The organism is Burkholderia sp. 28_3, from assembly GCF_003253915.1.
In the GTDB taxonomy this organism is placed as follows: Bacteria; Pseudomonadota; Gammaproteobacteria; order Burkholderiales; family Burkholderiaceae; genus Burkholderia; species Burkholderia cenocepacia.
The window spans coordinates 119,360-134,735 of sequence record NZ_QKZF01000006.1; the positions used below are offsets into that span (position 1 = coordinate 119,360).

The following is a 15,376-nucleotide window of genomic DNA, read 5'->3' on the forward strand; positions in this document are numbered from 1 at the left end:
CGATCGGGCAAGAGATCGCGACGATCGGACACTGATCGCGCGGCGGCCGAGGGTTCGGGAGAGGGGGCGTGCGGAGCCGGGGCGGTTCCGCGTGGGGTTCGTCATCGCGCGCCGCGGCGGCGCGCGATGACGGCGCTCAGTGCGCGTCGGGGTGGCCGTGCGCGAGCTTCGAGTGGTGTCGCGAGTACAGTGCGTAGATCACGAGGCCGATCACGAGCCAGATGCCGAACGCGGCCCACGTGACGGGCTGCAGGTTCAGCATCAGGAACAGGCACGATGCGACCGCGAGGATCGGCACCACCGGCACGCCCGGGCAGCGGAACGCGCGCGGCAGTTCGGGGTGGGTGCGGCGCAGCACGAGCACGGCGATCGACACCATCGAGAACGCCGCGAGCGTGCCGATGTTGATCAGCTCGGCGAGCACGTTGAGCGGCACGAGCGCGGCGATCAGCCCGAAGAACAGGCCGACCAGCCAGGTGGTCAGGAACGGCGTCGCATAGCGCGGATGCACGCGCGACAGCGCGGCCGGCAGCAGCCCGTCGCGCGACATCGCGAAGATCACGCGCGTCTGGCCGTAGCTCATCACGAGGATCACGGTGAGCATGCCGAGCACCGCGCCGAGATCGATGAAGCCCGCGACCCACTTCTCGCCGGCGACCTGCAGCGCGTACGAGATCGGGTGCGAGATGTTCGCGTACTGGGCCGACGGCACGATGCCGGTCGCGACCGCGGCGACCGTCACGTACAGCACCGCGCACACCGCGAGCGACGCGATGATGCCGATCGGCAAATCGCGCTTCGGGTTCTTCACTTCCTCGGCCGCCGACGACACCGCGTCGAAGCCGATGAACGCGAAGAACATCACGGCGGCCGCGCCGAACACGCCGTTCCAGCCGTGCGGCATGAACGGCTTCCAGTTCGCGGGCGTCACGTGGAACAGGCCGACCGCGATCACCAGCAGCACCACCGACACCTTGATGAACACCATGATGTTGTTGATGCGGGTCGATTCGCGGATGCCGATCGACAGCAGCGTCGTGATCACGATCATCACGAGGAACGCGGGCAGGTTGAACCACGTGATGACGCCCGGCACCGCGCCGGGCGCGGCCGTCAGCACGGTCGGCAGCGACAGCCCGAAGCCCTGCAGCAGCGACTGCAGATAGCCCGACCAGCCGACCGACACGGCCGACGACGCGAGGCCGTACTCGAGCATCAGGTCCCAGCCGATGATCCACGCGACCAGCTCGCCGAGCGTTGCATACGAATACGTGTAGATCGAGCCGGCGACGGGGATCGTCGACGCGAATTCCGCGTACGACAGCGCGGCGAGGCCGCACGCGATCGCGGCGATCACGAACGACAGCATCAGCGCGGGGCCGGCCTGGACGGCGCCGGTGCCGGTCAGCACGAAGATGCCGGTGCCGATGATCGCGCCGATGCCGAGGAAGGTGAGGTCGATCGCGCCCAGCGCTTTCTTGAGCCCGGCGGCTTGCGCGCCGGCGATCATGCGATCGACGTTTTTCTTGCGGAAGAGAGACATTGCGGATGAATCGCCATCGCGCGCAGGCACGGCGCGTTGACTGAGTGAAAACCCATAATTTTAGCTGATTTGGCGTGCAAGCCCCGCTGCGGCGCCGCGGTGCGCCGTGGAATCGTCCGATAAAACAAGCGCTTGCGCCCGGAGCGGGCGCGGTTGGGCGCGGCGCGGCGTGCGCCGCGTCGCGGGATCGGACGAATTCGAATGGGCCGGGGGGGCTCAGGCGCCGGCCGTGGGCGCCATGTCGACGAGCCGGTTGCTCATCACGTAGAACGTGAGTTCCGCGTTGTTGGACAGCCGCATCTTCTCGAGCAGCCGCGACCGGTACACGCTCACCGTCTTCACCGACAGCGACAGCGTGTTCGCGATATCGGTGAGCCGCTTGCCGGACGCGAGCATGCAGAGCGTCTGATATTCGCGATCGGACAGCTTCTCGTGCGGCAGCGGTTCGTTCTCGAACGACACGTATTCGGCGAGCGCCTCGGCCATCGCGGGGCTCACGTACTTGCGGCCGGCCGCGACCTGCTGGATCGCGCCGATCATCTGCGCGGCGTTGACCGTCTTCGACAGGTAGCCGGCCGCGCCTGCCTTCAGCGCGCGCACCGCGTACTGATCCTCGCGGTACATCGAGAACATCAGCACCGGCGTGCGCGTCAGCTTGCGCTTGAGGCGCTTGAGCACCTCGATGCCGTTCGTGTCGGGCAGCGAGATGTCGAGCAGGATCACGTCGAATTCCTGCTTGTCGACGGCCGCCATCGCGTCGCCGCCGTTCTCGGCCTCGGTCACGTCGCGCGCGACGCCGCGGTCGATCAGCAACTGGCGGATCCCTTGCCGGACGATCGCGTGATCGTCCACGAGCAGGATGTTCAGGCTCATCGCGACCTCACGAAAGCGACGTGCGGCGTGCCGCGACGGGCACCGCGAGCAGCGAATCCCACGCGAAGCGCGCGGTGACGCGCGTGCCGCGACCGGTTGCCGGCGTGGCCGTCTCGAAGCTGCCGCCGAACGCCTCGCAGCGCGCGCGCATGCCGGCGAGGCCGTAGCCGCTGCGGCGATTGCGCGCGAAACCGGTCCCATCGTCGGTGACACTCAGCGACAGGTGCGTGCCGTCGGTGACGATCCGCACGTCGACCGACGTCGCGCGGGCGTGTTTCGCGACGTTCGACAGCGCTTCCTGCGCGACGCGGAACACCGCGAGCGCGCCGGCGCCGGCGATTTGCGTGAGGCGCGCGTCGGCCGCGCACACGAAGCTCGTGCGCAGGCCGGTGCGCGCCGCATGGGTGTCGATCCACGACGACAGCGCGCCGACCACGCCTGCGTCGAGCGCCGGCGTGTCGCGCTCGTCGATCAGCCGGCGATTCGCGTCGGTCGCGGCGTCGAGCGCCTGCTGCGCCAGCGCCAGCGCGCGCAGGCAGCCTTCCGGCGCATCGGCCGGCAGCCACGTTTGAACGTTTGCGAGCGCGAAGCGGGCAGCGGTCAATTCGGCGCCGAGCCCGTCGTGCAGCTCGCCGGCCAGATGGCGGCGGGCCGCTTCGTCGGCGGCGAGCAACTGGGCGGAAAGTGCCGCGATCCGTGCGGCGGACGCGTCGCGTTTCGATGCGACGTCGGCCAGGGGCGAAGTCGCGGCGCAGCCGGGCATGCGCTGCCGCGACGGGAACGGGGCGTGGGCGCCCGAGGGCGCGTTAAGCGACGTATCCATGACTCTCCCTGCTGTCAGAAAGCGGTTCAGACACCGGCTGGTTGCGTGCACCGGCTGCCGTTTCGATGACGGTCGCCGCCAGAGAATCGCTCCATGCCGAGGTAACAAAAGTTACGTCTTGTAACACTTGCATCCGACCCTTCCACTCTCATCCGAACGGCAACCACGCGCGGCGAATAATATCTCAAAATTTCTGAAAAGGTCATGTCGGGCGGACATTTAAGGGTAAATGTGAATAATCGGAATGAACCTGTTGTAGGAAAAACACTGACACCCGAACACCGGGCGATGACGTATCCAAATGTAACTATTTGAGATGGAATGGTCCCAGTTTGTTACGAATTCGCCAAGTAGGGGCGAAAAAAAACCGGAGCTTTCGCTCCGGTTCTTGATGCGGCACAAATTCGGGGATCGATCAGTCCACGAATGCGCGCTCGATCACGTAGTGACCCGGCGCGCTGTTCTTGCCTTCGACGAGGCCGGCCTGCTTCAGCAGGTCGGTCGTGTCCTTCAGCATCGCGGTGCTGCCGCACAGCATCACGCGGTCGTTTTCCGGCGAGAAGGCCGGCACGCCGAGATCCGTGAACAGCTTGCCCGTCGCGATCAGGTCGGTGATCCGGCCCTCGTTGTCGAACGCTTCGCGCGTGACGGTCGGGTAGTAGACGAGCTTTTCCTTGATGATGTCGCCCAGGTACTCGTGGCCCGGCAGGTCGTGCTTGATGTAGTCCATGTACGCGAGCTCGCCCTTCAGACGGCACGTGTGGGTCAGGATCACCTTGTCGAAGCGGTCGTAGATGTCCGGATCGCGGATGATCGACATGAACGGCGCGAGGCCCGTGCCCGTCGACAGCATCCACAGCGTCTTGCCCGGCAGCAGGTTGTCGGCGACCAGCGTGCCCGTCGGCTTCTTGCCGATCAGCACCGTGTCACCCACCTTCAGGTGCTGCAGGCGCGACGTCAGCGGGCCGTTCTGCACCTTGATGCTGAAGAACTCGAGATGCTCCTCGTAGTTCGGGCTGACGATCGAATAGGCGCGCGCGAGCGGCTTGCCGTCGACTTCGAGGCCGACCATCGTGAATTCGCCGTTGTTGAAGCGCAGGCTCGCCTCACGGGTGCAGGTGAAGCTGAAAAGCGTGTCGGTCCAGTGATGGACGGATTGGACGGTGGCGGTGTCGTATTTGCTCATGGCTTTGAAAACGGACGCGCGTGGCGAACGCGTGTAACGGGCCCAAAAACGGGCAAAAAACCGAGTGCGACGGCCCGATCGCGGATCGGCCGGCCGGCGCGTCGGACACGCGCCTTCTCGATGACAGACGTTTGAGGAACTCGTTATTTTACCCTGTTGACGCGGATCGCGGGCTTGACCCCCGCGGCTGCGCGGATTTGGCGCAACAGATCCTTTCAACATGCTTTCCATGATCGGCTGCGCGTGTCGCGGCGACTGCGGCGTGCTCCGGCAGCGCCGTGACCGGGGGCGCCGCGGGACCGCGGGCGCTACTGCGGATCGAGGCGCAGGCGCGCGATGTACGGCAGGTGGTCCGACAGCCACGCGGCTTCGCCGGACGGCGCACGCCATTCGAGCGGCGTCAGCCCGCGCACGAACATCTTGTCGAGCGCGAGCGCCGGCGAGAACGCGGGGAACGTGCGGCCCGATTCGCCGAGCAGCGTCGCGACCTCGGACAGCCCGATCTCGCCGAACAGCGCGACCGAATCGTTGCGCCAGTCGTTGAAATCGCCGGCGAGCACGAGCGGATCGTCGCCCGCGTTGCGCACGATCCAGTGCGCGATCCAGTGCATCTGGCGCAGCCGCGCGGCGCGCGTGAGCGCCAGGTGCGCGCACAGCAGCGTGACCGGGCGGGCGCCCGCGAGCGTCGCGCGGGCGACGAGCAGCCCGCGCCGCTCGAAGCGGTGCGCGGAGATGTCCCAGCGGCCGCCGAGATCGAGCGGATGCGGCGACAGGATCGCGTTGCCGTGCCGCCACGACGGCTTGAACACGTTCGGCCCGAGCGCGATCTGCCAGTCGAGCGCCTGCGCGATCTCGGTGGCCTGGCAATGCCACACGTCGTCGACCGTGTCGTCCATCGGCGCGCCGAAGCCCGGTGCGAGCATCGGGCGCGGCATGCGGCGCGCCATCGCTTCCTGCAGGAAATACACGTCGGCGTGGGTCGACTGCATCCAGTCGCGCATCGCGTTCCACGCGGTGAAGCCGAGCGGCGAGCGGCCCTTGTGCAGGTTCCAGCTGACGGCGGTGATTTCGTCGGGCGCGGCGTGCGGTTCGGCGAACGGCAGGGAGAGAGCGTCGGCGGACATGACGCTCAGTCCTTCGCGACGTGCGCGCGCACGCGGTACACGAGATGCGGATGCTGCTCGACGAGCGTCCAGTCGGTCCACGCCTCGCCGCCGACCGACAGACCGGGGTGGCTCGCGACGATCTGCCGCGGCGACGCGGGCACGCACGGATCGCCGCGCGTCGCGTTTTCGTCGTCGAGCGTTTCCTGCACGTCGAGCCCGAGCGACACGGTGTTCGCGTTGGCGTCGACGGCGAGCGGGGCGACCGTCACCGAGCGCGAGCGCTCGGTCGGCACGACGCGCGCGGCATTGCCGCAGCCCACCGGCACGGCGGCCGGATAGCGATGGGTATCGGTGCGGGACTGGCCCACGGTGGTGTTTTGCTGGAACGTGTCGATCGTCTGACCGTCGCGCACCACCTGGATTTCCCATGCGACGACGGCCGGCGCGGGGCTCTGCGCATGGGCGGCGAGCACGACGCTCGCAAGCAGGACGGCCAGGCCGTGTTTCAGCATGAAACGTCTCCGGAAACGCGGGATAGCGGGGAACGGACGCACATCTTACGCCCGATCGATTTCGGTCGCGATGTGACGGGACGCGCCGCGACGGGTTCGCAGCACGATGCGGTCCTGCTCGACAGGTAAGGACGCGTCATGCGTTTTCAAGCGAAAAAGCGCGCGAACTCGGCGACGCTCGCGCGCTCGGTGACGAGGCGGTTCTCGATCGCGTCGGGGTCCGCATGGCCGAGCGACATGCCGCAGACGAGCTGCTCGTTGGCCGGAATGTCGAGATGTTCGGCGACGATCCGGTGAAACGGCACGAACGCGGCCTGCGGGCAGGTGTCGAGGCCGCGGGCGCGCGCGGCCGTCATCACGCCTTGCAGGAACATCCCGCAGTCGAGCCAGGCTCCCAACGTCATCACGCGGTCGAGCGTGAAGAACAGCGCGACCGGCGCATCGAAGAAACGGAAATTGCGCGCGTGCTGCGCATGCATGCGCGCCTTCTCGTCGCGGCCGATGTTCAACAGGCCGTACAGGTCCCAGCCGACCTTGCGGCGCCGGTCGATATACGGCGACACCCATTCGCGCGGGTAGTAGTCGTATTCGGCGACGTATTTCTCGTCGCGCGCGGGATCGTCGTAGGCCGCGGTGAGCGCGGCGGCGAGCGAGTCGCGCGTGGCGCCCGTCGCGACGTACACGCGCCACGGCTGGATGTTGGTGCCCGACGGCGCGCGGCTCGCGGCTTCGAGGATCGCCTCGAGCGTGTCGCGCGGCACCGGCGTCGGCAGGAATGCGCGGATCGCGCGGCGCGACTTGAGCGCGGCGTCGACGGTATCGACGGAACGGATCGCATCGGCGTCGACGCGCGGGGAAGCAGTGGGGACGGACATCGGCAACTCTTCGGGCGAGGCGTCTGGCGCGGCGCGCGAACGCCAGCGGCGCACCCGGCGCGAGCGTCGTGAACTGTCGATCATACGCCGCGGCGCACGACCGTGCAGCGCGGGCGCGCTGTTAGCAGCAGACTCCCCCGGCTGCTTGCTTGCACGGCGATGCGGGATCGCTACACTGAAATCGTAAGGGTCTGATGAGTGTGTGACGGCAAGGCAGCGAGGTTGGTATGACGACGGCGATGGTGAAACAGGAACTGGCGGTGGCGTCCTTCAGCACGGTGTACGACCTCGAGCAGGTCGAGACGGCGCTGGGCGACCTGAACGAGAGCGCAAGCGACGCACTGCGCTCGACCTACGAGAAGATGCTCAAGACGGGGAATCTGCGCTTTTGCGTGAAGCCGAACCGGATGCCGTCGTTCGACGCGCTCGGCGAGGCGTTGCCGAATTTCGGCGAGCCGCTCGACGACGTGCGCAAGCAGATCGCGCTGTGTCTCGAAACGGATGACCGGCTCGAACTGATGCCGATCCTGCTGCTCGGGCCGCCCGGGATCGGCAAGACGCATTTCGCGAAGGCGCTCGCGCAACTGCTCGGCACCGCGTACCACTACGTGCCGATGAGTTCGCTGACGGCCGGCTGGATCCTGTCGGGCGCGTCGTCGCAATGGAAGAACGCGAAGCCCGGCAAGGTGTTCGACGCGCTCGTGAACGGCAGCTACGCGAACCCGGTGATCGCGGTCGACGAGATCGACAAGGCCGGCAGCGATGCGCAATACGATCCGCTCGGCGCGCTGTATGCGTTGCTCGAGCACGACACCGCGCGCGCGTTCGTCGACGAATTCGCGGAAGTGCCGATCGACGCGGGCAACGTGATCTGGATCGCGACCGCGAACGACGCGCAGGCGATTCCGGAGCCGCTGCTCAACCGGATGAACGTGTACGAGATCGCGCCGCCCGATGCAGCCGGCGCACGCCGGATCGCGCAGACGATCTACGACGAGATCCGCACGTCGCATGCGTGGGGGCGGCGCTTCCCCGAGACGCTCGGCGACGATGCGCTCGACGTGCTGGCCGCGACGCCGCCGCGCACGATGCGCCGCGCGCTGCTGCACGCGTTCGGCGCCGCGCGGCTCGACGGCCGCGACGCGATCGGGCCGGCCGACATCCGCGCCGACGAAGGCGCGGCGAAGCGCCGGCCGATCGGCTTCTGACGCGGCCACGCGCGCCCGGCCGCGGCGCGCGTGGCATTCGTCGCATTCGTGGCCGCATCGTTGTCTGCGCCACCGTCCGCATCGTCGCGACGCGATACGTCGGCGTTCGGCAAGCGGGCGAACCGGGACGTACAATTCTTGTCTCTCCCTTCGACGCGCGAGCAGCGCAAAAAGCCATGGAGCAGACGGATTGTGTCGTGATCGGCGCGGGTGTCGTCGGTCTGGCGATTGCGCGCGAACTGGCCGCGCGCGGGCGTGAAACGATCGTGCTGGAGGCGACCGACGCGATCGGTACGGGCACGAGTTCGCGCAACAGCGAGGTGATTCACGCGGGGCTTTACTATCCGCGCGGGTCGCTGAAGGCGATGTCGTGCGTGCACGGGCGCGACCTGCTGTACGAATTCTGCGAGACCCATCATGTGCCGCACCGGCGTACCGGCAAGCTGCTCGTCGCGACGAGCGCCGCGCAGGTGAAGCAGTTGAAGGCGATCGCCGCGCGCGCCGCCGAAAACGGCGTGCTCGACCTGTTGCCGCTCACGCGCGCCGAGGCGCAGACGCTCGAGCCCGCGCTCGAATGCGTGGAGGCGCTGTTCTCGCCGTCGACCGGCATCGTCGACAGCCACCAGCTGATGCTCGCGCTGCTCGGCGACGCGGAGCGCGACGGCGCCGTGTGCGCGCTGCACGCTCCGGTCGAGTCGATCGACGTGCTGCGTGGCGGCCGCTTCATCGTGCGCACCGGCGGCGGCGCGCCGGCCGAGATCGACGCCACCTGCGTGATCAACAGCGCGGGGCTCGGCGCACAGGCGCTCGCGCGCCGCACGCGGGGCCTCGATCCGCGCTGGGTGCCGCCGCTTTATTTCGCGCGCGGCAATTATTTCAGCCTGTCGGGCCGTGCGCCGTTCTCGCACCTGATCTATCCGATGCCCGATCGCGCGGGGCTCGGCGTGCACCTGACGCTCGATCTTGGCGGGCAGGCGCGCTTCGGCCCGGACGTCGAGTGGTGCGATTCGCTGCGCTACGAGGTCGATCCGGCGCGCGCGGGCGCGTTCTACACGTCGATCCGCGCGTTCTGGCCGGGCTTGCCCGACGATGCGCTGCAGCCGGCGTACGCGGGTATCCGGCCGAAGCTCGCGGGGCCCGGCGAGCCGCCGGCCGACTTCATCGTGCAGGGGGCCGCGCAGCACGGCGTGCGCGGGCTCGTGAACCTGTTCGGCATCGAGTCGCCGGGGCTCACCGCGTCGCTCGCGCTCGCGCAGCGGGTGGGCGACATGGTGTCGCGCGCGTGATGCGCGGCCCGCGTCCGTGCGGGCCGGCCGCGCGAAACCCGTGTGAAATCCCTTATCTCCGGCATTTCGGCGCGCACATTTATTCGCTTGGGCGTTATTCTGTCGAACGGCCGTCGCCAGAACGGCTTTCAAACCAATAACGTTGGAGCGAGTCCCCCTATGAAAGCAACCCGTCGGAGTTTCCTGATTACGAGTATTGGTGCCGTGTCCGCGCTGGCACTGTCGCGTGAAGCGCTGGCCGATGCGCCGATGCTGTCGGAAACCGATCCGACCGCGGCGGCGCTCGGCTACAAGGCCGATGCCACCAAGGTCGACAAGACGAAGTATCCGAAATACGCAGCGGGCCAGGATTGCGCGGCCTGCATGCTGTACCAGGGCAAGAAGGGCTCGACGTCGGGCCCGTGCGGCGCCTTCCCCGGCAAGCAGGTCGCGGCGAAGGGCTGGTGCAGCGCATTCTCGAAGATGGGTTGAGGCCGGTGCGGCATCGTGCGATGCCGCATTGTGGCGAAAACCGCAAAACGCTCGCTGTCGTTCGATGGCGAGCGTTTTTTATTGCTTGAAAACGGTTCCGGCGCTTTCTACACTCGCTGCACACCTGCGCGGCGCGGCATGCCCGCGCGCCGCGCCGCCCGACACGGCGAATTCACGAGGACGAGGCACGCATGGCGACGATTGCGAATTCAACGAAAACGATCCGGCCCGAGCGTGCGCTGAACCGGCGCGCGGTGGCGGCCGCCGTGATCGGCAATGCACTCGAGTGGTACGACTTCACGGTGTTCGGCTTCATGACGGTCGTGATCGCCGAACTGTTCTTCCCCACCTCCAGCGAATACTCGTCGCTGCTGCTGACCACCGCGACGTTCGGCGTCGCGTTCTTCATGCGCCCGATCGGCGGCATCGTGTTCGGGCTGTACGCGGACCGCGCGGGCCGCAAGGCCGCGCTGTCGCTCGTGATCCTGCTGATGACGGCCGGCATCTTCCTGCTCGCGATCGCGCCGCCCTATGCGGCGATCGGCATCGGCGGGCCGATCCTGATCGTGCTCGGCCGCCTGCTGCAGGGCTTCTCGGCGGGCGGCGAATTCGGCAGCTCGACCGCGCTGCTGATCGAAGCGGCGCCGTTCTCGAAACGCGGTTTCTACGGCAGCTGGCAGATGGCGAGCCAGGCGGCCGCGCTGCTGATCGGCGCGCTCGTCGGCGCGGCCGTCACGCGCGGGCTGTCGCACGACGCGCTGCGCAGCTGGGGCTGGCGCGTGCCGTTCGTCCTCGGGCTGCTGATCGGCCCGATCGGCTTCTACATCCGCCGCCATCTCGCCGATTCCGAAGCGTTCCTGCATGCGCAGCAGAACGCGCGCCGCGCGACGCTCGGCGAAGTGTTCACGCGCCACCCGCGCGAGGTGCTGTGCGGGCTCGGCTCGGTGATCGCGCTCACCGTGACGATCTACGTGCTGATCAGCTACCTGCCGACCTTCGCGGTGAAGCAGCTGAAGCTGCCGTATGCGGAATCGTTCTACGCGGTGATCATCGGCAACCTGCTGCTGATGGTGCTGTCGCCGATCGCGGGCGCGTGGTCGGACCGCATCGGCCGCAAGGGGCTGTCGCTGTGGTCGCTCGTGCTGACGCTCGCGCTGATGTACCCGCTGTTCGCATGGCTCGACGCGGCGCCGAGCATCGGGCGGCTGATCGCGGTGCAGGCCGTGCTGTCGGTGACGCTGGCAGGCTACTACGGGCCGTTCGGCGCGATGATCGCCGAGCTGTTCCCGGCCAACGTGCGCTCGACCGGGCTGTCGATCGCGTACAACGTCGCGGTGATGCTGTTCGGCGGCTTCGGCCAGTTCATCGTCACGTGGCTGATCAAGGTCACCGGCACGCCGCTCGCGCCGACCTACTACGTGATGGCGGGCCTCGCGCTGTCGATCGTCGCGGTCGCGTTCGTGCCCGCGCGCAGCGCCGACCTCGATGCGCCGGCGTGACGACATGACGATTTGAGGACGGTCATCGAATCGTTTCGCCAAACGCAATGATGTGATGCAGAACGCGGGGAAACGGTGTGTCGCCCCTTCGCGTTCGCACCCGAATTGTTTAGTCGTCGAACGAAACATGCCGCGAAATGGACGGAATTGTCGCTCGCGCGCGTGGTTGCATTTTTTACCCACACTAAAAATCGGCAAAAACCCGGCGGGCGTATAGAAGAGTTTTTTCTCCAGCTTGTTGCAGCATCGTTAGCTCAAGTAATATCCGCGTACGCCGGCTCCCTGGCGGGACCGGTTCCGATCTGGAGACCTGGAGGAAACATGGAATACAACCGTCTGTTGCACACCCTGCGTGTTACCGCCATGGCAGGCGTGGCAGCGGCATCGCTCGGCGTCGCGGGTTCTGCATTCGCACAGATCCCGAACAAAACGCTCGTCTACTGCTCAGAAGGCAGCCCGGCGGGTTTCGATTCCGCGCAATTTACGACCGGCGTCGACTTCACCGCCGCCACGTTCACCGTCTACAACCGCCTCGTCGAATTCGAGCGCGGCGGCACGAAGGTCGAGCCCGGCCTCGCCGAGAAGTGGGACGTGTCGTCCGACGGCAAGGTGTACACGTTCCACCTGCGCCACGGTGTGAAGTTCCACACGACCGACTTCTTCAAGCCGACGCGTGAATTCAATGCGGACGACGTCGTGTTCTCGTTCCAGCGCATGCTCGATCCGAACAATGCGTTCCGCAAGGCGTACCCGGTGTCGTTCCCGTACTTCACCGACATGGGTCTCGACAAGCTGATCACGAAGGTCGAGAAGGTCGATCCGTACACCGTGAAGTTCACGCTGGCCGAGCCGAACGCGCCGTTCATCCAGAACATGGCGATGGAATTCGCGTCGATCCTGTCGGCCGAATACGGCGACCAGCTGATGAAGGCCGGCAAAGCCGCCGACATCAACCAGAAGCCGGTCGGCACGGGGCCGTTCATCTTCCGCAGCTACACGAAGGACGCGACGATCCGCTTCGATGGCAATCCTGATTACTGGAAGAAGGGCGAAGTGAAGCTGTCGAAGCTGATCTTCTCGATCACGCCGGATCCGGGCGTGCGCGTGCAGAAGATCAAGCGCAACGAATGCCAGGTGATGAGCTATCCGCGCCCGGCCGACATCGCGACGCTGAAGGCCGATTCGAACGTCGACATGCCGTCGCAGGCCGGCTTCAACCTCGGCTACCTCGCGTACAACGTCGAGCACAAGCCGGTCGACAAGCTCGAAGTGCGTCAGGCGCTCGACATGGCGATCAACAAGAAGGCGATCCTCGAGTCCGTCTACCAGGGCGCCGGCCAGGCCGCGAGCGCGCCGATGCCGCCGACCCAATGGTCGTACGACAAGAACCTGAAGATGGCGGCCTACGACACCGCGAAGGCGAAGGCGCTGCTCGCGAAGGCCGGCTTCCCGAACGGGTTCGAGATCACGCTGTGGGCGATGCCCGTGCAGCGCGCGTACAACCCGAACGCCCGCCTGATGGCCGAGATGATCCAGGCCGACTGGGCGAAGATCGGCGTGAAGGCGAAGATCGTCACGTACGAGTGGGGCGAGTACATCAAGCGTGCGCACGCGGGCGAGCAGGACACGATGCTGATCGGCTGGACGGGCGACAACGGCGATCCGGACAACTGGCTCGGCACGCTGCTCGGCTGCGAAGCGATCAAGGGCAACAACTTCTCGCACTGGTGCTACAAGCCGTTCGACGAGCTGGTCCAGAAGGGCCGCACGACGACGGGCCAGGACGCGCGCACGAAGCTCTACACGCAGGCCCAGCAGATCTTCGCGCAACAGCTGCCGTTCTCGCCGATCGCGAACTCGACGGTCTACCAGCCGGTGCGCAAGAACGTGGTCGACATGCGTATCGAGCCGCTCGGCTATGCTCGCTTCGACGGTGTCGGCGTGAAGTAATACGGCCCGTATAAGCTGTCGCGAAGACCGGCTAACTCATCCGGCGGCGGGAGGCCAAAAGCTTCCCGTCGCCGGTCGCACATTTCCCACAAGAAAATACGAGACGCATCATGTTCAGATTCGTGTTGCGCCGCGTGGGGATGGTGATCCCGACTTTCATCGGCATCACCATCCTGGCGTTTGCGCTGATTCACCTGATACCGGGCGACCCCATCGAAGTGATGATGGGCGAGCGCGGCGTCGATCCCGCGATGCACGCAGAGGCGATGAAGCGCCTCGGGCTCGACCAGCCGCTGCCGCTGCAGTACCTCCACTACGTCGGCCGTGCGCTGCATGGCGACCTCGGTACGTCGATCATCACCAACACGAGCGTCGGCGGCGAATTCTTCGCGCGCTTCCCGGCGACCGTCGAACTGTCGCTGTGCGCGCTCGTGTTCGCGCTCGCGGTCGGTTTGCCGGCCGGCGTGATCGCCGCGCTGCGGCGCGGCTCGGTCGTCGACCACGGCGTGATGGGCACCGCGCTCACCGGCTACTCGATGCCGATCTTCTGGTGGGGGCTGATCCTCATCATGGTGTTTTCGTCGTATCTCGGCTGGACGCCCGTGTCCGGGCGCATCGCGGTCGAATACGATTTCCCGCACCCGACCGGCTTCATGCTGATCGATGCGCTGCTCGCGCCGGACGAAGGCGCGTTCAAGTCGGCGGTGAGCCACCTGATCCTGCCCGCGATCGTGCTCGGCACGATTCCGCTCGCGGTGATCGCGCGGATGACGCGCTCGTCGATGCTCGAAGTACTGCGCGAGGACTACATCCGCACCGCCCGCGCGAAGGGGCTGTCGCCCGTGCGCGTGGTCGTCGTGCATGCGCTGCGCAACGCGCTGATCCCGGTCGTCACCGTGATCGGCCTGCAGATCGGCACGCTGCTTGCGGGTGCGGTGCTGACCGAGACGCTCTTTTCGTGGCCCGGGGTCGGCAAGTGGCTGATCGATGCGATCGGCCGCCGCGATTATCCGGTCGTCCAGGGCGGCATCCTGTTGATCGCGACGCTCGTGATCGTCGTGAACCTGGTCGTCGACCTGCTGTACGGCGTGCTGAATCCGCGCATCCGCCACACGAGGTAATCCCATGAGCAATCTGCAAAATACCCTGCCGACCGAATCCGCGCCGGCCGGCGGCCGTGCGCTCGCGCTGCGCGAGTTCTGGGCCAACTTCTCGCGCAACCGCGGCGCCGTCGGCGCGGGCGTCGTCGTGATCGTGCTGATCGCAGTCGCACTGCTCGCGCCGCTGATCGCGCCGCACAGCCCGGTCGAGCAATACCGCGACTACGTGAAGATTCCGCCCGCGTGGCTCGCCGGCGGCAACTGGCAGTTCATCCTCGGCACCGACGAAGCGGGCCGCGACATCCTTTCGCGGCTGATGTTCGGCGCGCGGATGTCGTTCTGGATCGGCTTCGTGTCGGTCGTGCTCGCGCTGATCCCCGGCATCGTGCTCGGGCTCGTCGCCGCGTTCTTCCAGAAGTGGGCCGACACGCCGGTGATGCGCATCATGGACGTGCTGCTCGCGCTGCCGTCGCTGCTGCTCGCGGTCGCGGTCGTCGCGATCATCGGCCCGGGCCTCACCAACACGATGTTCGCGATCGCGATCGTCGCGCTGCCGGCCTACGTGCGTCTCACGCGCGCGTCGGCGCTCGGCGAGCTGCAGAAGGAATACGTGACCGCGTCGCGCGTGGCCGGGGCCGGCACGCTGCGCCTGATGTTCTCGCAGGTGCTGCCGAACTGCACGGCGCCGCTGATCGTGCAGGCGACGCTCGGCTTCTCGTCGGCCATCCTCGACGCGGCCGCGCTCGGCTTCCTCGGCCTCGGCGTGCAACCGCCGACCGCCGAGTGGGGCGCGATGCTCGCTTCCGCGCGCGACTACATCGACAACGCGTGGTGGATCGTGACGATGCCCGGCCTGTCGATCCTGATTTCGGTGCTCGCGATCAACCTGCTCGGCGACGGGCTGCGTGACGCGCTGGATCCCAAGCTGAAACGGATGGCATGAC

14 protein-coding genes are annotated in these 15,376 nt (G+C 67.0%); 7 read left to right on the forward strand and 7 right to left on the reverse strand.

All coding sequences use genetic code 11. The annotated features are described in order from the left end of the window. Window positions 1-136 precede the first annotated feature (136 nt). The 7 genes from DFS13_RS15550 to DFS13_RS15580 all read right to left on the reverse strand — a co-directional run bounded on the left by DFS13_RS15550 (window position 137) and on the right by DFS13_RS15580 (window position 6,918). A complete protein-coding gene (locus DFS13_RS15550; RefSeq protein ID WP_111441865.1) occupies window positions 137-1,543 on the reverse strand; it encodes an amino acid permease in 1,407 nt (468 codons plus the stop codon). Between the two features lie 216 nt (window positions 1,544-1,759). Next, window positions 1,760-2,416 (reverse strand): response regulator transcription factor RqpR, encoded by a 657-nt coding sequence (rqpR, locus tag DFS13_RS15555; protein WP_006477530.1) that lies wholly within the window; start codon window positions 2,414-2,416, stop codon window positions 1,760-1,762. Window positions 2,417-2,423: 7 nt separating this feature from the next. After that, on the reverse strand, window positions 2,424-3,239 hold the full coding sequence (gene rqpS / locus DFS13_RS15560) for a quorum system sensor histidine kinase RqpS (RefSeq protein WP_043204981.1): 816 nt from the start codon (window positions 3,237-3,239) through the stop codon (window positions 2,424-2,426). Between the two features lie 415 nt (window positions 3,240-3,654). Beyond that, complete coding sequence (locus DFS13_RS15565) at window positions 3,655-4,425, reverse strand: ferredoxin--NADP reductase (RefSeq protein WP_006482027.1); 771 nt, start codon at window positions 4,423-4,425, stop codon at window positions 3,655-3,657. Between the two features lie 308 nt (window positions 4,426-4,733). After that, window positions 4,734-5,549 carry an endonuclease/exonuclease/phosphatase family protein gene (locus DFS13_RS15570; RefSeq protein WP_006482036.1) on the reverse strand — a complete coding sequence of 272 codons (816 nt, stop codon included), beginning with the start codon at window positions 5,547-5,549 and terminating at the stop codon, window positions 4,734-4,736. Window positions 5,550-5,554: 5 nt separating this feature from the next. Then, window positions 5,555-6,043 carry a hypothetical protein gene (locus DFS13_RS15575; RefSeq protein WP_034201240.1) on the reverse strand — a complete coding sequence of 163 codons (489 nt, stop codon included), beginning with the start codon at window positions 6,041-6,043 and terminating at the stop codon, window positions 5,555-5,557. A gap of 146 nt (window positions 6,044-6,189) precedes the next feature. After that, window positions 6,190-6,918: a nitroreductase gene (locus tag DFS13_RS15580; protein WP_034201241.1), complete on the reverse strand. Its 729-nt coding sequence runs from the start codon at window positions 6,916-6,918 to the stop codon at window positions 6,190-6,192. Window positions 6,919-7,145: 227 nt separating this feature from the next. Between DFS13_RS15580 and DFS13_RS15585 the strand changes: the two genes are divergently transcribed. The 7 genes from DFS13_RS15585 to DFS13_RS15615 all read left to right on the forward strand — a co-directional run bounded on the left by DFS13_RS15585 (window position 7,146) and on the right by DFS13_RS15615 (window position 15,375). Then, a complete protein-coding gene (locus DFS13_RS15585) occupies window positions 7,146-8,126 on the forward strand; it encodes an AAA family ATPase (RefSeq protein ID WP_006495523.1) in 981 nt (326 codons plus the stop codon). Window positions 8,127-8,302: 176 nt separating this feature from the next. Next, complete coding sequence (locus DFS13_RS15590) at window positions 8,303-9,412, forward strand: NAD(P)/FAD-dependent oxidoreductase (RefSeq protein ID WP_006489140.1); 1,110 nt, start codon at window positions 8,303-8,305, stop codon at window positions 9,410-9,412. 159 nt (window positions 9,413-9,571) lie between these two features. Then, a complete protein-coding gene (locus tag DFS13_RS15595) occupies window positions 9,572-9,883 on the forward strand; it encodes a high-potential iron-sulfur protein (RefSeq protein WP_012492346.1) in 312 nt (103 codons plus the stop codon). A 191-nt stretch (window positions 9,884-10,074) separates the two neighbouring features. Then, a complete protein-coding gene (locus tag DFS13_RS15600) occupies window positions 10,075-11,382 on the forward strand; it encodes an MFS transporter (protein ID WP_006489148.1) in 1,308 nt (435 codons plus the stop codon). A 321-nt stretch (window positions 11,383-11,703) separates the two neighbouring features. After that, window positions 11,704-13,332, forward strand: coding sequence for an ABC transporter substrate-binding protein (locus tag DFS13_RS15605; RefSeq protein ID WP_006495519.1), 1,629 nt, complete (start codon window positions 11,704-11,706; stop codon window positions 13,330-13,332). A 110-nt stretch (window positions 13,333-13,442) separates the two neighbouring features. Continuing rightward, window positions 13,443-14,453 (forward strand): ABC transporter permease subunit, encoded by a 1,011-nt coding sequence (locus DFS13_RS15610; RefSeq protein WP_006495518.1) that lies wholly within the window; start codon window positions 13,443-13,445, stop codon window positions 14,451-14,453. A 4-nt stretch (window positions 14,454-14,457) separates the two neighbouring features. Continuing rightward, entirely contained in the window at window positions 14,458-15,375 is a 918-nt protein-coding gene (locus DFS13_RS15615; protein WP_034201242.1) for an ABC transporter permease subunit, read from the forward strand. The last annotated feature ends 1 nt before the right edge of the window (window position 15,376 follow it).